The organism is Streptomyces soli (assembly GCF_003999195.1).
Lineage (GTDB): Bacteria > Actinomycetota > Actinomycetes > Streptomycetales > Streptomycetaceae > Actinacidiphila > Actinacidiphila soli.
On the sequence record NZ_RJVR01000036.1, the window covers coordinates 1 to 17,730 of the forward strand.

Annotated in this window: 14 protein-coding genes and 7 pseudogenes; 13 read left to right on the forward strand and 8 right to left on the reverse strand. The window is 67.4% G+C overall.

Annotated elements, in window-relative coordinates; genetic code table 11:
- Window positions 1-381: pseudogene (locus EFK10_RS01890) on the forward strand (diguanylate cyclase); the annotation flags it as partial.
- 76 nt (window positions 382-457) lie between these two features.
- Entirely contained in the window at window positions 458-1,933 is a 1,476-nt protein-coding gene (locus EFK10_RS01895) for a catalase (RefSeq protein WP_127354039.1), read from the forward strand.
- Window positions 1,934-2,354: 421 nt separating this feature from the next.
- On the opposite strand, the gene EFK10_RS01900 is transcribed toward EFK10_RS01895, so the two are convergent.
- Together EFK10_RS01900 and EFK10_RS01905 are read right to left on the reverse strand one after the other, a co-directional pair.
- Entirely contained in the window at window positions 2,355-2,639 is a 285-nt protein-coding gene (locus EFK10_RS01900; RefSeq protein WP_127354040.1) for a DUF2180 family protein, read from the reverse strand.
- 418 nt (window positions 2,640-3,057) lie between these two features.
- Window positions 3,058-3,495: a Fur family transcriptional regulator gene (locus tag EFK10_RS01905; protein WP_127354050.1), complete on the reverse strand. Its 438-nt coding sequence runs from the start codon at window positions 3,493-3,495 to the stop codon at window positions 3,058-3,060.
- A 623-nt stretch (window positions 3,496-4,118) separates the two neighbouring features.
- On the opposite strand from EFK10_RS01905, the gene EFK10_RS01910 reads away from it, so the two are divergent.
- Window positions 4,119-4,745 (forward strand): Rv1733c family protein, encoded by a 627-nt coding sequence (locus tag EFK10_RS01910; RefSeq protein WP_127354041.1) that lies wholly within the window; start codon window positions 4,119-4,121, stop codon window positions 4,743-4,745.
- A gap of 454 nt (window positions 4,746-5,199) precedes the next feature.
- On the opposite strand, the pseudogene EFK10_RS01915 reads toward EFK10_RS01910, so the two are convergent.
- The 4 genes and pseudogenes from EFK10_RS01915 to EFK10_RS01930 all read right to left on the reverse strand — a co-directional run.
- Window positions 5,200-5,451 (reverse strand): annotated as a pseudogene (locus tag EFK10_RS01915) (nitroreductase family protein); the annotation flags it as partial.
- Between the two features lie 366 nt (window positions 5,452-5,817).
- Window positions 5,818-6,896: pseudogene (locus EFK10_RS01920) on the reverse strand (CE1758 family FMN-dependent luciferase-like monooxygenase).
- 357 nt (window positions 6,897-7,253) lie between these two features.
- Window positions 7,254-7,436: pseudogene (locus tag EFK10_RS51830) on the reverse strand (MarR family transcriptional regulator); the annotation flags it as partial.
- Window positions 7,437-7,553: 117 nt separating this feature from the next.
- Entirely contained in the window at window positions 7,554-8,561 is a 1,008-nt protein-coding gene (locus EFK10_RS01930; protein ID WP_127354042.1) for a quinone oxidoreductase family protein, read from the reverse strand.
- Window positions 8,562-9,476: 915 nt separating this feature from the next.
- Between EFK10_RS01930 and EFK10_RS01940 the strand changes: the two genes are divergently transcribed.
- From EFK10_RS01940 to EFK10_RS01955, 3 genes are all read left to right on the forward strand, one after another.
- The gene (locus EFK10_RS01940) at window positions 9,477-9,989 is read left to right on the forward strand and encodes a MarR family winged helix-turn-helix transcriptional regulator (RefSeq protein ID WP_127354044.1); all 513 of its coding nucleotides are present in this window, start codon (window positions 9,477-9,479) and stop codon (window positions 9,987-9,989) included.
- Between the two features lie 604 nt (window positions 9,990-10,593).
- Window positions 10,594-11,712 carry a fumarylacetoacetate hydrolase family protein gene (locus EFK10_RS49375; RefSeq protein WP_240676924.1) on the forward strand — a complete coding sequence of 373 codons (1,119 nt, stop codon included), beginning with the start codon at window positions 10,594-10,596 and terminating at the stop codon, window positions 11,710-11,712.
- Window positions 11,713-11,838: 126 nt separating this feature from the next.
- The gene (locus EFK10_RS01955) at window positions 11,839-12,258 is read left to right on the forward strand and encodes a hypothetical protein (protein ID WP_127354045.1); all 420 of its coding nucleotides are present in this window, start codon (window positions 11,839-11,841) and stop codon (window positions 12,256-12,258) included.
- A gap of 157 nt (window positions 12,259-12,415) precedes the next feature.
- Here EFK10_RS01955 and EFK10_RS49380 read toward each other — a convergent pair whose 3' ends face one another.
- Window positions 12,416-12,763 (reverse strand): enoyl-CoA hydratase-related protein, encoded by a 348-nt coding sequence (locus EFK10_RS49380; RefSeq protein WP_127354046.1) that lies wholly within the window; start codon window positions 12,761-12,763, stop codon window positions 12,416-12,418.
- Here EFK10_RS49380 and EFK10_RS46890 point away from each other — a divergent pair.
- From EFK10_RS46890 to EFK10_RS53025, 6 genes and pseudogenes are all read left to right on the forward strand, one after another.
- The gene (locus tag EFK10_RS46890; RefSeq protein WP_164835773.1) at window positions 12,667-12,906 is read left to right on the forward strand and encodes a Clp protease/crotonase-like domain-containing protein; all 240 of its coding nucleotides are present in this window, start codon (window positions 12,667-12,669) and stop codon (window positions 12,904-12,906) included. The genes EFK10_RS49380 and EFK10_RS46890 overlap by 97 nt on opposite strands.
- A 136-nt stretch (window positions 12,907-13,042) precedes the next feature.
- The gene (locus EFK10_RS01965; RefSeq protein ID WP_127354047.1) at window positions 13,043-13,486 is read left to right on the forward strand and encodes a hypothetical protein; all 444 of its coding nucleotides are present in this window, start codon (window positions 13,043-13,045) and stop codon (window positions 13,484-13,486) included.
- A complete protein-coding gene (locus EFK10_RS01970; protein WP_127354048.1) occupies window positions 13,476-14,207 on the forward strand; it encodes a thiamine pyrophosphate-dependent enzyme in 732 nt (243 codons plus the stop codon). Before EFK10_RS01965 ends, EFK10_RS01970 begins: the two co-directional genes overlap by 11 nt.
- A 322-nt stretch (window positions 14,208-14,529) precedes the next feature.
- The gene (locus tag EFK10_RS01975) at window positions 14,530-15,564 is read left to right on the forward strand and encodes an NADPH:quinone reductase (RefSeq protein ID WP_127354049.1); all 1,035 of its coding nucleotides are present in this window, start codon (window positions 14,530-14,532) and stop codon (window positions 15,562-15,564) included.
- Window positions 15,565-15,704: 140 nt separating this feature from the next.
- A pseudogene (locus EFK10_RS01980) lies at window positions 15,705-15,785 on the forward strand (NAD(P)(+) transhydrogenase (Re/Si-specific) subunit beta); the annotation flags it as partial.
- Window positions 15,784-15,939: pseudogene (locus EFK10_RS53025) on the forward strand (IS982 family transposase); the annotation flags it as partial. The pseudogenes EFK10_RS01980 and EFK10_RS53025, both read left to right, overlap by 2 nt.
- A 1,013-nt stretch (window positions 15,940-16,952) precedes the next feature.
- Here the strand turns inward: EFK10_RS53025 and tnpA are convergent.
- Window positions 16,953-17,356 (reverse strand): annotated as a pseudogene (gene tnpA, locus EFK10_RS01990) (IS200/IS605 family transposase).
- Between the two features lie 76 nt (window positions 17,357-17,432).
- Between tnpA and EFK10_RS01995 the strand changes: the two are divergent.
- On the forward strand, window positions 17,433-17,730 hold a 298-nt coding region (locus EFK10_RS01995; RefSeq protein ID WP_164835774.1), incomplete at its 3' end, for a helix-turn-helix domain-containing protein.

Sequence of the window (17,730 nt, forward strand, 5' to 3'; positions counted from 1 at the left end):
CAGGCGCGTCGGTTCCTTACCGAGCACGGGGTCGGCGCTGACGATGTGCGCCGGGTTTGGACGGCGATCGCCCTCCATACAACGCCCGGTGTTCCGGAGTTCATGGAGCCCGAGATCGCGTTGGTGACCGCGGGTGTGGAGACTGATGTGCTCGGGATCGGCCGTGACGACCTGGATCCCGCGGCGCTCGAAGCCGTCACCGATGCGCACCCGCGACCCGACTTCAAGCGCCGGATTCTGGAGTCCTTCACCAACGGCTTCAAGGACCGGCCCGACACAACCTTTGGCACCGTGAACGCCGATGTGCTGGCCCACTTCGTGCCCGGCTTCCGGCGCATCGACTTCGTCGAGGTCATCCTGAACAGTTCCTGGCCCGAGTAGCTGGCTGGCGAAGACTCCTGCATGTGTCAGTCGACGCATGTAAACGCCGGGTCTACCGCGACCGGAGGAGAAAGAGATGAGCAATCAACCACCAACCACAACGGATGCCGGTTGTCCCGTCGCCAGCGACGAGTATTCGCTCACAGTCGCAGCCGGCGGGCCCGTCCTGTTGCAGGATGCCTACCTGATCGAGAAGCTGGCCCACTTCGTCCGTGAGCGCGTTCCGGATCGCGTGTACCACGTCAAGGGCGGCGGCGCCTTCGGCTATTTCGAGGTGACTGCCGATGTCACCGAGTGGACCAAGGCCGCCTTCCTCAATGAGGTTGGCAAGCGCACGCCGATGCTGGTCCGCTGCTCGTCGGTGGCCGGCGAAGAGGGCTACCCGGACGCGGATCGCGACGTGCGCGGCTTCGCTATGAAGTTCTACACCGAGGAGGGCAACTACGACCTCGTCGGCAACAACACGCCGGTCTTCTTCGTGCGTGACCCCATGAAGTTCCCTGACTTCATCCACTCGCAGGAGCGCATGCCCGACAGCGGCCTGCGCAGCAACAATATGCAGTGGGACTTCTGGACGCTCTCGCCGGAGTCGGCCCACCAGGTGACGATCCTGATGAGCGACCGCGGCACGCCGCGCACCTGGCGCCACATGAACGGCTACAGCAGCGACACGTACATGTGGGAGAACGCCGCGGGTAAGAAATTCTGGGTCAAATACCACTTCAAGACCGAGCAGGGCATCCAAAACTTCACCGACGCCGAAGCCATGGCCATGCGCGCCGAGGACCTCGACTGCCACCGGCGCGACCTGCGGGACGCGATCGCTCGCAACGACTACCCGTCCTGGCGCCTCGAGATGCAGATCATGCCCTACGAGGACGCGGCCAACTACCGTTTCAACCCCTTCGACATCACCAAGGTCTGGCCGCACGAGGACTACCCGCCGATCACCGTCGGGCGCTTCGTACTCGACCGCAACCCCGAGAACTTCTTCGCCCAGATCGTGCAGGCCTCGTTCGACGTGGCGAACTTTGTCCCCGGCATCGGGCCCAGCCCGGACCGAATGGTACTGGGGCGGATGTTCGCCTACGCCGACTCGAGCCGCTATCGCACCGGCCCGAACTATGAGCAACTGCCGGTCAACCGCCCACTCGACGAGGTGCACAACTACAACAAAGACGGCCCGATGCGCTACGACCACAACGGGAGCCAGCCGGTCTACGCGCCCAACAGCTACGGCGGGCCCAAGGCCGATCCGCAGCGCTACCGCGATCCGAGCTGGTTTGTGGAGGCCGCCGAGATCATGCGCACGGCCTACGAGGCACACAAGGACGACAACGACTTCATCCAGCCCGGCACGCTCTACCGCCAGGTGATGACGCCGACCGACCGGGACCATCTGGTCGGCAACATCGTCCGGCATCTGAGCCAGGGAGTGGAACGCTTCATCCAGGAGCGCGCCGTCAGCGACTACTGGACGAAAGTGGATCCCGACCTCGGCGCGCGCGTCGCCCAAGGCCTGGGCCTGAGGACTCTGCAGCCAAGCAGGTAGTAGCAAAGACAATCCGCTGACGGCGCCCGAGCAAGTGCTGCCACCCGGTCATCCCCGCCCCTGTGCCGTTGCAACGAACAGAGCCTTTCGCGGCCAGTGGAGCGGCTTTGGGCGTGTCCTGTCCGGGCTGGGATCGACCTGCCGCACAACTGGCCCTGGCAGCACACCTGGACGCATCTGTTCAACACAGTCCACGGCCCACCCGAACCCACCTGAGCCCCTTGCCCACCACCCCGCCCGCCAGGGCCCGACCGGAAGCGACTGTGGAAAAGCCGGGCAGACCAGCGGATAAAACCTGCTCATCCACAGCCACCGCCCCGAAACCGGCTCCGAACACCGCCAGAAGATCACTTTCAAACCACGTCGGTGGATTCAGGCTTAGCACACACCTGAGCCCAACGTGCGCGGGAAATCAGTCGAATCAGAGGACGGCGACGGCGAGGCGTTGGCTGCTGTCCTTGTGGTCAGGGCCTTGCTGGAGATCCGTGTTCCTGGCCTGACCGGGGTTGATCGCCGCGTAGCAGGTGGAGCAGGCGAGCCGCCGTGCTCCGGCCTGCGACTGGGGGATCACGCCGGTGGGCTGTCGGCGGACAGTGACGCCTATGACGTGATCGAGGCAGACACCGGCACCGCAGTAAGCGCAGCAGCCGACGGTGGCTTTCGGGTATGCCGACGATGCGGCTGTCGAGCATTCCAGGCAGTTCATGGACCGTTCCTCCGGTATGTGAGATGGGTGTGTGTCCGGCCTGATCTGGCCATCCTTGCCGCAGGCCAGCCGGCCGGGTGGCTGGCGGATGCGGGCTGATGGCGGGGGGTGGGCCTTGTGGTGGCCTGTCCGCCCGTGGCATCCACACTACCCCTAGAATGGACTGAGTCAAGTCTTGGGAAGTGGTGATGTGAGCGGCGAGGCGCCTGTATCCCGGCGCCGGGGTGGGGGCGCCTGGCTTGCCCGGTGCCGCCGGGCCGGCGGGAGGCGTCGGTGTCATCCGCAATCGGCAAAGCACCCCTTGGATTCGACCGAGTCGAATCCAAGGGGTGCTTTGCGCTGCTGCTGGGTGGGCCGTGCCGGAGAAGCCGCGCCGGGGGCGTGTGTGTCGTCCCGGGGCGGACCGGCGGGGGGCTGCCTATGAACCTGCGACGGTCTCCTGGCACTGCGCGCACAGCCCCCACCAGGTGATCTCGGCTTCGTCGACGGCGAACCCTTTGCTCTCCACCGGGTCCAGGCAGGGGGCGACCCCGATGGGGCAGTCGACGTCCTCGAGGACCCCGCATTTGCGGCACACCAGGTGATGGTGGTTGTCGCACACGCGCAGTTCGTAGAGCGTCGGGGAGCCGGCTGGCTCGAAGCAGCGGATCAACTGCGCGTTCGTCAGGATTTCCAGCGCGTTGTAGAGCCCCTGCCTGGACAGCCCGCTGGAGCCGGACTTGCTTGCCCCGATCCGCATCTCGAGATCCGAGGCCGTGGAATGCGGATGACCCTGCAGTGCTGTCAGGATGGCGCGGCGCGGTGCCGTGTTGCGCAGCCCTTTGCTCTTGAGTAGGTCTCCAGCTGACTGCTCCATGACTGCTGTCACTGTCACCCTCCTTCGGTGCCCGGCTTCGGCCGGTAAGGCTCATTTCCCCACCGCGCTGCTGGGCCTTGCGCGCGTCTGTCTGGATGTGCGTGACGGCCGCCGGCGGGGAACGGGGTCGACGCGGTGTTGTCGAGTGCGCGTGCATGCGCTCGGGGTTCTGGGCCTGCAACCGTAACCTCAAAACTTGACAGAGTCAACTCTGGTGCGGGTGCGGGTGCGGGTGCGGGCGCCGGAAGTGGGCCCCGACGCCCCCTGGGCCACGCGGTGCTGGACCGGCCCGGCAACGACGAGTTCCGGCTTACCGGCCCTCGCGCTCCGTTCCGATGCCGGTCGCGGCAGCGTCCGCCCGCCAGCGAAACGCAGCCCTGTGCACCTTCAGCGCAGCACCGTCGCCCCTCGGTCAGTTGACCCATACCACTCACCAAGACTTGACTCTATCCAGTCTATGAATGTAGATTCCACCACGAACCGGCGCACCGCGTCTGACTGCGAATCGCCCGCAGGGCCGTGGGCGACGGCGCACTTCCGTGGAGCGATCCGTCACGCCGGGCGTTCCCCGCGGCCCCCCATTGCGCCGAAAACGGGCCGCACACCTTCAAGGAGGTGGACCGATGTACCAGTCCGCACAGCACCTGTACCGGGCCTCCAGGCTCGGCTGGCGCACCCGGCTGCGCCGCGCTGCGGGAAGGGACGGTAACCCGCTGCGGCGGCGCATGGTCCGCGCACGGGTACGGCTGGCTTGGGCCTTGTTGCTGGCGCCCGTCCTGGTCGTGTCCGCCGCCGTGGCAACGGTGGTGTACCACGCGGGCTGGCACACTGCCGCCGTTCAGGCCGCTCACCGCCACGCGGTCAGCGCGACCACCCTCGCCGCCGCACCACCCACTGGCGCACTCCGGTGGGGGCCCGCCACCGAAGGCAAGGTCCTCGCCCAATGGCGCTACCCGGCGGACCGGGTCCGCACGGGGACGGTCACGGTACCGGAGGGCGCCGCGCAGGGATCCGTGGTGCGCATCTGGGTCGACGACGCCGGCCGCCTGGCCAGGCCGCCCCGCACGACGGACGACATCGCCTTCGCGTCCGTCAGCAGCGGGGTCGCGGCCTTTGCCGGCCTCATGCCGGCCTGCTGGTGTGCCTACGCGGCCTACGGCAGGCGCGTCGACGCCCGGATCGCAGCCGCGTGGGAGCGGGACTGGGAACGCGTGGAACCGCGCTGGTCCGGACGGTTCGGTTCGGCCTGAGCGCCGAGAACCTCGGCGGAGTCCACGCCGGTGGGAGGGCGCGCGGCGAGCAGGGCCAGGTCGTCGTGACCGTCGCCGGGACGAGCGCCGGCAAGAGCCTGTCAGAGCCGGTCCAGCCCGCGCGGCTGGTCTCGCCTCGCGGCGTACGCCGGCCGGAGACCCAGACCGGCAGGGGAGGGGAGCGGGCGTGACGGGCAAGCCGGCTCGTCGAGGGGGTCGACAGGATCGGTGGTCAGGCGGCCATACGTTCGTGGACGGGTTGAGCGAGCCATTCGTACCAGCGGGCCCCGCCTGCCCAGACAGTCGCGTACGGCCGCGTAGTGCCGCTGCCAGTCAATCGGCCACCGGGTTGCCAGTCCGGGCCGATGGCCGCCAATGCCTCAGCACGATCGGGCTGCTCCCAAAGGGCTCCGGGACGGCGCAGGTTGGACAGCCACTGGCTATGTCCCTCTGCTCAGATTTCGACGAGTACCCGGTCCAGTGTCTTGCGTACGAGGTCGGGTACCTCACAGTCCTCTGCGGGATAGCCCACGGGAATGACAGCAAACGCCTTCTCGTTGCGCGGCCTTTCCAGCACTTCGGAGAGGAACCGCTTGGGACTGGGGGTGTGAGTGAGCGCCGCAAAACCTGACAGGTGCAGGGCGGTGAGCAGCATTCCCACCGCGATTCCTACGGACTCGTCGCCGTAGTAATGCTTGTGGGTTGTGTCAATCCCCTGGTTTCGTAGAGGCCTTCTCTACGCGGCCTGACGAGGGCACGAAGAGGGAACGCCTGGCCGCCTGTCTGACGGACCTGAGGGACGAGGACCTGGCCGCAGTGGCGCAGCGGATCCTCGGCGCGGACCTCACGGTCGTCGGGCGGGGCCGACCGCTTCGCCCTCGAAGACGCCCTGTGGGCGGCGCGCCCGGAGGTGGAGATACCCGGGCGGGTCCGTCGTGACCTCGCCCGGGGGGTCGACCTTGACGTGGTGGTCCACCGCCAGGATCGCTTCGAGTGGTTTCTGGATCAGATGTGGGTGCAATCTGCTACGGGGAGCGCGGCCAGGTGAAGTCGGCGATGGCAAGTCCGACTTTCACCGGGCCACCGGCCCTTCCGCGCCGCTTCCGGTCGACTCCGCAGCCGCAGACGCTTGCTCGCCCGCATCGTCGGTCTCCCGTCGCAGCACGGGCAGGACTTCGGCTCCGACGAGGTCGATCATCTCGTGGACGGTCGCTTCGGGCAGTCCCGCCTGGTCCATCCCGAACAGCTGGCGCTGGTAGGCGCCGAAGTGCTCCCGGAACGAGAGGATCTTGTCGACGACCTGCGCGGGGCTCCCCACCGTCGCTCCGGTGGCCACCGCGGCGTCCTCCAGCGGCCCGCTGCTGGAGAGGACGGGGTGGGCGTAGTAGTAGGGCGCGTACTCGCGGAACGCGTCCTGGGAGTTGGTACGGACGTACAAGGTGGCGCCCGCTCCGACGATGGCCGTCTCCGGGGCGCCGTGGCCATGGGCCTCCCATCGCTCGCGGTAGTAGTCCACGTACTGGGCGAAGTACTCCGTGGTCATGAAGAGGTTGTTGACGAAGAAGCCGTCGCCGTAGCGCGCGGCCTGCTCGGCAATCTCCGGACTGCGGATCGAACCGTGCCACACTGCCGGCGGCTTCATGTCCAGCGGGCGCGGAATGGAGGTGAAGTTGTACAGCGGCGTGCGGAAACGTCCTGACCAGTCGACGACTTCCTCGTCCCACAGCTTCCGCAGCAGTGCGTAGTTCTCGATCGCCAGCGGGATGCCCTCACGGATGTCCTGGCCGAACCATGGGTACACCTCGGCGGTGTTGCCGCGTCCGAGCATGATGTCCACGCGCCCGTCGGCCAGATGCTGGAGCATCGCGAAGTCCTCGGCGATCTTCACCGGGTCGTTGGTGGTAATCAACGTTGTCGACGTCGACAAGATGATGCGCGAGGTCCGGGCCGCCACGTACGCCAGGAGGGTCGAGTCCGAACCGGACACGAACGGCGGGTTGTGATGCTCCCCTATCGCGAACACGTCGAAGCCCGCCTGCTCAGCATGGATGGCGATCCGCGTGATGGCCTTGATGCGTTCGTGCTCCGACACGCGCGTGCCCGACACCGGTCAGGCGTCAGGTCACCGACGCCGAAGATTCCGAACTCCATCTCTCTCCTTGCGTGGGAATCCCGGCCTTCAGGCCGGGCGGGAAACGCATCCTGAGTGCCGGAGCCGCGAAGCGGCGTAGTATGCTTCGCATCTGCCTCGGCAGTGGTCAGGGCTTGGCCGTCATGAAACTCCTTGGAGTCGAGTGAGAAGCCCCCTTGTTTACGAGGGGGAGGAGTCACGAGGTCTTCCTTCACATGTCTGAACTGATACGGGCGCGTGTCTGACTGGCACGGCCCCGTCCGGCGTTCCCACCCAGTGCGTTGTCCGGGCCGGACAGTCACGCGCGGGGGTCTGCAGACGTCAGCGCCCTGCCCGGCTGCACAGGCCGCCGAGCTAGGGGCCATCAGACCGCGTGTCTGCAGACTCTCCACGACCCGGGTGATGCGGCTCGCCGACAGGGCCGTCTCTGCTGCCAACTCCGCCATGCGCAACTCCTGGCCCTCCGTCTCCGACAGGTTCATCAGCACGCTGTACTCGGTCAGTGTCAGCCCCGCCCAGCGCAGCAGATCCTCGTCGAGCAAGCGCGGCAGCGTGATCATCACCCGTTGCAGGGCACGCCAGAAGACCTCCTGCCGGGTGGAGTTGTACGGAGGAGCGAGGGCCGGCCCGGCCGATACAGCCGGAGCCGGTCGCAGCGGAGGGGCCGGCCCGGCCGATCAGGGCTTGAGGATGAGCTTGCCCGTGGTCTGGCCGGTCTCCAGAAGACGGTGGGCCTCGGCGGCCTCGGCGAGGGGAAGTGTCTGAGTGGCCGGCGTGCGCACCTCGCCCGAAGCGACCCATCCCACCAGACGGTGAAGCGCCTTGCCCGCCTCCGGCAGGCGGTGCTCGAACCAGATGCCCAGGTTGAAGCCGATCAGGGACTGGCTGGGAGCCGGGTCGTACAGCAGCGGAGACAGTGCGGCCGGGTCCAGGCCCTCGGTGGTTCCGCTGACCGAGCCCAGGACGACCAGACGTCCGAACGGGGCCAGGGCGCGCAGCGTCTGGGCCAGGCGGGCCGGGCCCGACATCTCCAGCGCGCCGTCCACCCCGACACCGCCCGTCAGTTCCCGCACCTCTTCCGGCCAGTCCTCCTGGGTGTAGTCGATGGCGTGGTCGGCCCCGAGGTCGAGTGCGATCTGGCGCTTGGCTGGAGTGCTGGCGCCCGCGATCACAGTGTCGGCGCCCAGGAGCTTTGCGATCTGCACGGCGTACTGGCCGACGCCCCCGGCCGCGGCCGGGATGAACACGCTCTGGCCCTTTCCGAGCCCGATGAGCTCGGTGAGAATGACGGTCGCCGCCAGTCCCGTGACGACGATCCCAGCCGCGGCGTCGGAGTCGAGCCCTTCAGGGATCGGGATCACGCTGGGGGCGTAGGCAAGCGCCAGCTCCGCGTACCCGCCGGAGGCGTCGGCACCGACGGTACCGAACACCTTGGTACCGACCGCCGGGCCATCCACACCGGGCCCAAGGGCGACGACGGTGCCCGCCACCTCGGCGCCCGGCACGAAGGGCGACGGCGTGGCCACCGGGTAGACGTCGCCGCGGCGGCGCATGACGTCGGAGAAATTGACCGCAGCGGACTCCACGCGGATGAGTGCCTGGCCCGGCCCCGGCTGCGGGTCCGGGAGCTCTACCAGCCGCAGCACCTCAGGGCCGCCCTGCTCGGTCATCTGGATTGCCTTCATCGCTGTACCTCACGTTGGTTACGGATGATCTTCAATGGGACGAGAAGAAAGCTCATGAGTGGAGGCACAAGATCACTCCTGGGGAGCGACCAGGACCTTCATCGTGTGGGCCGACCGCAGGGACTCGAACGCCGACAGCGCCTGCCCGACCGGGGCGACCGCGGTGGTGAGGTCCTCGACTTGGATCGCGCCGTCGGCCAGCAGGGCGATGGCCCGCTCGAACTGACGGCTCGTGGCCCATCACCAAGCCCCCCCGGTAGACCTGCGGCAGGCCGGTGGCACGCAGGTCGCTGCCGCAGATTCCGCAGAGATCGACGTTGACGATCACCCGGCCGGCTTGCGGCTCGGGCTGGGGGCGCGGGCCGAGAATGATCTTCCGGTCGCGGTCGAGCAGCACGGCGGGTATCTCTGCCACGGCACATCACGTCCTTCCACTGCACGTCGGTGGGAAGCCGAGTCTATTCACTGTCCTAGACAGCAGAACGACCTCCATCGCGGGTCTATTCCAGAGAGGCGGAGAGTTTTTAGCGAGGTGAGCTCACTTCTATGCGACATGGATCTTCCAGCAGCATCTATGTGACCTGAACAGTGAATCTGACGACACGAGACCGAGGTACTACACGGAGCGCTCCAGCGCCACCGCAGCGACTCGGGCCTGGCGGCGCAACATCCGTCGCGTTCCGCCGCCCGCTCTCGAGCCATTGACCGACGAGCAGTCGTCCGCTGCGCTGTGCACCGTGACGTCGACCAAGGCACTGCTTCTCTCAACCACCTGCGACAGAACATGGAGGCCGCGCGCATCACCCTCGATCAGAACGACATGGCGCTCCTCACCCGGCGGGGTGACTCCTCACCGCGCAGCGGGGCCCGCCAGCCGTAGCGAACCGGTCCGATGCAGAACAGCTAGAATGATCCATGACTTCACGGCAGTCCGGACGGGGAGGCGTCCCCTCCGCCACCGCGGCCAGCAGCGGCCCCATTAGCAACGCTCTGATCCGGGTAACGCGGCTGCACGTCATGCGCGCCAGGCAGTTGTTCCGGGCTGCCGGGCTGCACCCCGGCCACGAACTGCTCCTGATGCACCTGTGGGATACCGGACCCCAGCGGCAGGCGGACCTCGCCGTGGTCTTCGACACGGACTCGGCTGCCATGACCCGCACCGTGCAACGCCTCGAGCGGGCCGGGTTCGTCCGCCGCCGGCCCGACCCGAACGACGGGCGAGCCACGCTGGTGGAGACCACCGCCGCCGGCAACGGACTACGACACTTGGTGGAGCAGCTGTGGGCGCAACTCGAAGCGATCACGACCGCCCAGATGGCACCCGCGCAGCAAAAGGCACTACTGGAGGGGCTTGAACAGGTCGAGCACAACCTGGCCGCCGGTCACGGTTCCCGCGAGGGCGAACCCGTCCGGTCCCATGGCGACTGACCGTCGCAGGCAGGGAGATTGCTGACTTATCTAGCGCCCCGCCGATGGAGACCGCTGCACCGCAACCGCAGTCACGGCCCCACGCGCCGCGCGGGCCACCTCCCGTTCACCAGGCGCGCACGCACGTGCCTGGAACGCTCACTCCACGAGGTGCAAGCTCAGCACAGCGACTACCTGGGTACCGAACCAACTCGAACAGTGCGTCGCCACGGGTGTCCAGACACGCGTAGAAGTCCTGCCGAAAATTCGGACAACACACTCAACGGGTCGACGTGGGCAACGCTATCCAGCACACTCATCATCACGGCCGTTCTGTGCCACTTCGAAGCTCGACACTCCGAAGAATCACGGGCGGCCGTACCCGTTGTCAGACAAACAGCGAACCCCGACAAGAAATGATCTTGCCGGGCTTAAACGCCAAGCTAAGGCGTTCAGACGTTGGCCGGGGCATGGCGTCCGGCTCCGAGCCCCGTCCGACAGTCCACCGTCACTTCCAGGCCGCGCTGAGCCCCCGCGCCGACACCTGCGGATAGTACAGTTGCGTTCTTTCCGAGCTCGGCCTATGGTGATGGTACGGAACTGTTCTGTACTAAATGAGAGCCTGATGCCCGACAGCACTGGCGATGCCTCGGTCCGCCGCCCCCGGGTGACCCCGGACCGGGAGATCGAACTGCTCACCGCGGCGCTGGATGTGCTGCGCGAGGTCGGCTATGACGAATTGTCGATGGACCTAGTCGCAGCCCGGGTACGCTGCAGCAAGGCCACGCTCTACCGTCTATGGCCGAGCAAGCCGCAGCTTGTCGCTGCCGCGCTCTACGCCACGCGGCCGCTGAGGCCGGAGGAGATCGACACGGGCACGCTCCGCGGCGATCTGCTGAGCATGGTCGAGCTGCTGGCCTCCCAAGCGGAGAAGGACACGGCGCTGATCGCCGCGATGGGGCACGCCGTGCTCACAGACGAGGAACTCGCCACAGCGGTGCGCACTACGTTGGTGGAGCCCTGGTTCGCTGATCTGACTGGGGTCGTCGACCGAGCTGTCGAGCGTGGCGAGCTGCCCTCCCGGCCTGCCGCCACAGACTTCCTACCGGAACTGCTTCTCAGCGTGGCGTTCAGTCGTCCGCTGTTCGGGGGCGGCCTCGCCGATAGCGACTACCTCACCAGGTGCGTCGACCATGCGCTCCTGTCCGGGCTGCTGCACTCCTGCGTCGTCGTGATGGGCCGGCGCGCCGAACGGGTGGCCGAGAAGGACGCCTGGCGCCACGTCGCGGGTCTCACCGTGGGACAGGACATCTCCGAACGGGTCGTGCAGATGGCCGGGCCCGCCCCGCAGCTGTCCATGGGGAAGTCCTTCCCCGGATTCGGCCCGATGGGTCCGGTCCTCGTCACGCCCGACGCTTTCGATGACCCCGACGACCTGGAGCTCGGCTGCTCCCTCAACGGCGAGGTCGTGCAGGAGGGCCGCACCTCCGGAATGGTCTTCTCGGCGGCCGAGCTGGTCGCGTACCTCTCCACCATCTGCCCCCTGCTGCCCGGCGACGCGATCTTCACCGGTACGGGCGCGGGCGTCGGCCTCTTCCGTACCCCGCCGGTCTTCCTCAAGCCCGGCGACCAGCTCGTCAGCTGGGTCAAGGGCATCGGGGAGCTGCGCAACCCCGTGACGGCGGGCCACGGCTACCCCGCCGACGACAACAGCCAGAACACCCAGACGGGAGACGAGTCATGACCACCACCCCGAAGCAGTACGACGTCGGCGGAGTGCTGCTGCCGCGTCCGTTCAAGATCCGGCGCTTCGGCCACCTCGGTTGACCGACCTCGAGGAAAGCGCCCAGCGCGACATCGCCTGAAAGCCATGGGTGGCCTGGGCATCCAGGAGGCGACCAAGAACTGGCTCCTGCGGGGCGGCACCCTGCAGGACGACGGGATCGGCGGCAACCTCGGCGTCCATGCCACCGTCGGCACCGGGACACGAACGGCGCTCCTGGACGACGTGATCCCACCACCCGCCTTCCTCCTCCTCGGGCGCGACCGCGACCCGGCCGAACTGCTCTCCCCGGTCCAGCGCACCGCCTGGCAGCAACTCGGCGGCTGCAGCGCCCACTTCGGACCAGGCGGCTTCACCGACACCGACGGCAAATACGCCGCATGGTTCGAGCAGCTCAACGCGTCGGTCATCCTCATCCGCCCCGACTTCCAGGTATTCGGCGGAGTCCGCACCCCGCACGGCGTGGACGGCCTGGTCCACAACCTGGCCGAACGCGTTCTGGCCTGACCCGGGCGGGGTCCCCGCGGGTACGCGAGCCCGCAAGGACCCCGCCCCGCACCATCGCCGCTTCCGCCGTACCCGTGTACGGCGGAAGCGGCGTGTGCACACCCTGTTCCTGGGAAGCTCTCGGCGCGGATGGCGCCCCCGTGCCCGGGGGATTCGCTCAGGCCAGCCCGATGGCGTCCACCAGGCCCCAGGACAGTGCGTGGGAGTTGTCCAGCGCTGTGCCGGTCAGAGTCAGGTAGAGGGTCCGCCAGCGGCCGATCCGCCGGGGGACACTGACGGTCCCTCCGGCTCCGGGAATCAAGCCCATCGCGACTTCCGGGAGCCGAAAGGCGGCGTCGGCGGTGGCTCGTACGCTTCCGGCGAAGGCCGGCCTCCGAGGCGTACGCCATCGGACTCGCCAACCGGCTCGTGCCACCCGGCGAGGCCCGTCGAGCAGCGGAGCAACTCGCTCACGAGATCGCCTCGTTCCCCCAACTGCGCCTGCGTCACGACCGGCTCTCCGCATGTGAGCAGCACGGCCTGAGCGAGCCGGACGCACTGGCGGCCGAGTACCGGCACGGCATGGTTGCGCTGACCGCAGGGGAGACCCAGACCGGCGCCGCCCGTTTCGCGGGCGGCGCGGGCCGTCACGGATCGTTCGCCGACTGAGCCGATGACCGGTCGCGCGGGCCGGGATCGGTCATCCGTCGTGTGTCCGACCGTGCTCCCCTGACACGGGAAGCGAGCGTGTCGCCTCGCGGTCCGGCGGTAAGCCGTCGGTGTCGTGCAAGCGCCCGCGGGAAAAGTGAAACTGCCTGTCACCCGGCGTCAGGGCGCCGTGGCCGTCTACTTCCCGGCCTGCATCAACCGCATCTTCGGCCCGCCGAAGGCCGAACGCCACCTGCCCTCCGTGCCGGAGGCGGTGGTCACCGTCTCCGAGCGGGCCGGGCAGCCCCTGTGGATACCGCCGGACGTGACCAGCGCGTGCTGCGCCACCGTCTGGCAGTCCAAGGGCTACCGCGAGGGCAACACGCTCATGGCCAACCTCATCATCGAGCGGGTGTGGGAGTGGAGCGACCAGGGACAGTTGCCCGTGGTGATCGACGCCGGTTCCTGCACCCTGGGCGTCACCGAGGAGATCCTGCCCTACCTCACGGACGAGAACCTCAGCCGCCACCAGGCCCTGACCATCGTCGACTCCATCGGCCTTCGGCTGGTTCGCTCGCGTCGCCGTCGGCATGGCGGCTGATGCCAGAACGGCCGTGGCGGCTTTGGCGGATCGGCTGAGCGCGACCACTGGATCCCGCCGGCTCGACGCGGGACTCACGCAGAAGATCCAGGACGAGAAGCAGCGGACTGTGTCGTACGAGGACGGGGATTCGACAGATCCACGCCGGGCGGCGCGCTACATCGAAAACGCGCTGCCGAAGGACGACCGCATCCTGCTCTTCGACGGTGGCCACGCGGCCATGGTCTGCACGAAGATCCTCACCGTGCCCCGCGCCGAGAACTGGGCACTCGGTTGGGACTTCGGAGCCATCGGCCAAGGACTGGCCATCGCGATCGGCGCCTGTTTCGCGCGACCCGGACAGCGCGTCACGCACGTGACCGCAGATTTCTCGTTCATGATGAATCTCGCCGAATTCCATACGGCCGTGCGGTGCAAGCTGCCGCTCACCGTGATCGTTTTTAACGACAATGCGGTGGGTCAGGAAAAGCACGACCTGATCCACAAGAAGCTGAATCCCTCCTACGCCGAAATCATCGAGCCGGATTTCGCGAAACTGGCGATCGGGTTCGGTGCTAAGGGCTTCACCGTGCGCACGCCGGATGACTTCGGCGAGATCGATAAGGCGCTAGCAGTAGAGGAGGGCCCCGTCGTGGTCGACATCCATATCAACGGGGAGGTCGAACTGGCGGCCAGCTGGGAGATCGCGAAACACCTCAGCAACGTGATTTTTAACCTGTGATATCGAACAATGCGTCGAACGCGATCAATTGAATCGGTAACTGCCATACGTAGAATCAGCCTTCGCCTGATCCTGTGCTCCGGCCAAGGGATACACGGGACCAGTACGAGCCTGCAGTGGGACCAACCTCACCTCGCCGGGACTGTAAAACGAACGGCACCTCTTTGTGTCAAGCCGCGGTGATCAGAGAGGTATCTGTTTGTTTGGCACTCCCCGCACCGCATAGAGATCGGCCGCGCGACCAGTAGGCTGGAGGAGTGAACTGTGCCACGTTCAGGAAGCAGTGGGAATCAAGTGTCTGGCGATGTGCCTTCATGCGTGCATGAAGGCGATTGTGTACAGCGATGCAGGTGGCCCCGAAGTCCTCACCCTGACTGAACGGCCGGTACCCGACCCCGGGCCGGGCGAGGTTCGAGTGCAGGTTCATGTGTCCGGGGTCAACCCGACGGACTGGAAGATGCGCTCGGGCGGCGTGACCGAGGGCATCTCCGAACAGGTCCCCAATCAGGATGGTGCGGGGGTCATCGACGCGGTCGGCCCCGGAGTCGATGCGGCACGGGTCGGTGAGCGGGTGTGGATCTGGGAGGCCGCATGGCAGCGGCCCGACGGCACCGCCCAGGAGTACGTGGTCCTGCCCGAGCGGCAGGCCGTCACGCTGCCCGATCGGGCGTCGTTCGACCTCGGCGCGGCGTTGGGCATCCCGGCACTCACCGCGCACCGGGCGCTGACCGTCTCGGAGGGCGGCCCCGGCCAACTCGCGCCCGGCGCCTTGGCCGGGAAGACCGTGTTGGTTGCGGGTGGTGCCGGGGCGGTCGGTAATGCCGCGATCCAACTCGCCCGGTGGGCTGGAGCGCTAGTGATCACCACGGTGAGCGGGCCCCGCAAGGCTGAACTGGCCGAAGCCGCCGGTGCCCACCATGTCGTGAACTACCACACTGACGATGCCGCCGCCGTGATCCGGGTGATCGCGCCCCATGGCGTGGACATCATCGTGGAGGTCGCACCCGCCGTGAACGCCGCCCTTGACCGCGCAGTGGCCGCCCCCCATGCGGTTATCGCCTTCTACGCCGCCAACGGCGGACTCGACCTCACGTTCCCGATCCGGGAGGCCATGACGGCGAACGTGCGCTGGCAGGGCATCTTCGTCTACACCATTCCCAAGACAGCCAAGGACGACGCCATCGCCGGTGTCCGCGCGGCGATCGGCGACGGCGCCCTGCGCGTGGGCGAAGACGCGGGCCTACCCCTGCACCGATTCCCCATCGAACGCGCCGGCGAAGCCCACGCCGCAGTAGAAAACGATGCCGTGGGCAAGGTCCTCATCGACGTCACTCCCTCGTGTCGGCTATCCGTGTAGTTGCAACATCAGCAGCTCGCTGACCTGGGATGCTGCAACTGCATCGACATTCAAGGCCAATAGCTCGCCTGCCATGACCTGGGCCCATCTTCCGACACACCGGCACCGCCGGACTGGCCACCGTGACGGGCTGACCAGCCGATGACCCGTCCAGCCCCATCGCCGGCATGCCGGTGCTGCGGGTGTGGGAGACCGAGAACGTGATCGTCTTCAAACGGTCCGGCCCGCAACGGCGAACCGGAGCGACCCGGCGCACCCCTGTTTAAGCCGTTACGGCAGATCATCGAGTCGGTCAACGAGACCTTCAAGGGCCAACTCGACCTCGAACAACACCGAGGACGCACGCCCGGCGGTGTCATCGCCCGCGTCATGCGGATTCGCTCGGCGATCCGGTGCAGGGCGGCGACGGACTGATCTGTGAGGGGCGCGCCGCTGTATCCGACGTAGGCAACGACGCCGGGGGCCAACTCCCAGGCGAGCAGGCCATTGCCGCCGAGCCCGGAGGTGACGATCGCGGGCTTGCCGTGCACTGTGCCGGCTGCCTGGGCCTTGACGGCGTATAGCCGGTCCTCGAATCCGCCGCAGCGGGCGACGGTGGTGTAGGTGAGCCCGTTGGAGAGCGCCGCGGCCTCTCCCGCGTCGTGCGAGCCGTAGCGGGCTTCGAGCAGGTAGTGGGGCCGTGACGTGCCAATGGCTGCCACCGCGAGCCCGGGCGGTGGTTCGACCGTGGGTCGGCCGGCCACGACGTCCGTCGCGGCGGCGACCTTGACCAGTTCAGGCTCTGGCAGGTCGCCCCGGATCCGTGCGTATGCGCCACCGGCCGGCCAGGTGATCGCACCGTCGCCTGCTGTTCCGGCGACACCGCCGATCCTGACCGCGCGCCCCGGGCCGGGCGCGGACACCGGAAACGTCACCATCGCGCCGTTCCTCCCCAGCGAGCCGTCGTGGCGCCGCACGGCCACCGTCCAGGGGCCTGCGTGCGCGGTGCGGTCGTGCTGGTTCAGTGCGGAGCCCCGGCTCAGGACGACTCCTTCGATCACCAGGCCGGGTGTCTGACCGGCTGCGGCCGTGGCGTCGGGGCCGTTCGGGAAGACGCTGCCGGATCGTGAGAGCGGTGACGATGTCGGTGCCGGGGCCGACCGGCTCGGCTTGTCGCGCGTGCCCACCGCGACGATGCCCACCGCGAGTACTGCGGCCGACATCACGATCGCCCCCGCCGCGATCATCGAGCGCGGTGGCGTCAAACCGTGGCCGATCCGGGCCGCTGCTGAGAATCTCCCCCATCCCTTGATCTTCGCAGGGAATCCCGGCCTTCAGGCCGGGCGGGAATGCGATCCCTGACCCGGAGGCGCGAAGCGCCGGAGCTCTCTGCGCCTCCGGGGTGACGGTCAGGATGGCCGCTTCTGGTTGTCGATGTAGTCCTTGATGATGCTCAGTGGTGCGCCGCCGCAGGACCCGGCGAAGTACGACGGGGACCAGAACACCGACCCTGTGCCGATCCGGTTGATCCGGTCGGTGTATTCCGCCCGCAGGTATCGGGAGCTGACGCCCTTCAACTGTTGACCAGCCTGGACAGGGCGACCTTCGGCGGGTAGTGAACGAGCAGATGCACGTGATCGCCTTCGCCGTTGAACTCGTGCAGCTCAGCCTCGAAGGACTGGCACACGTCCCGCATGATCGCCTCGCAGCGCGACAGCATCTGGTCGTTGAAGACCTCACGCCGGTACTTGGTGACAAACACCAAATGAACGTGCAGGCTGTAGATGACGTGATTTCCCCTTCTGAATATCAGGGTCTGGTTCCCAGCGTGGTGACATACACCAAGTGTAATAAGATCAAGCGAACTCGACCGAAGGGGGGTGGGCTGGATGATCCGTGCGTACAAGTTCCTCATGCGGCCCACCGTGGGCCAGCAGATCACGCTCGGCGAGATGCTGCGGGATCACTGCTCCCTCTACAACGGGGCCTTGCAGGAACGACGCGACGCCTACCGCCACAGCTCGAAGACGAGCGTCACGTACGGCATGCAGTCCGCGCAGCTCAAGGACATCCGGGCGTTCGACCCGGCGCGTCAGGGCCGCTGGTCGTTCAGCTCGCAGCAGGCGACGCTGCGCCGCCTGGACAAGGCGTTCGCCGCCTTCTTCCGCCGCGTCAAGTCCGGCGACA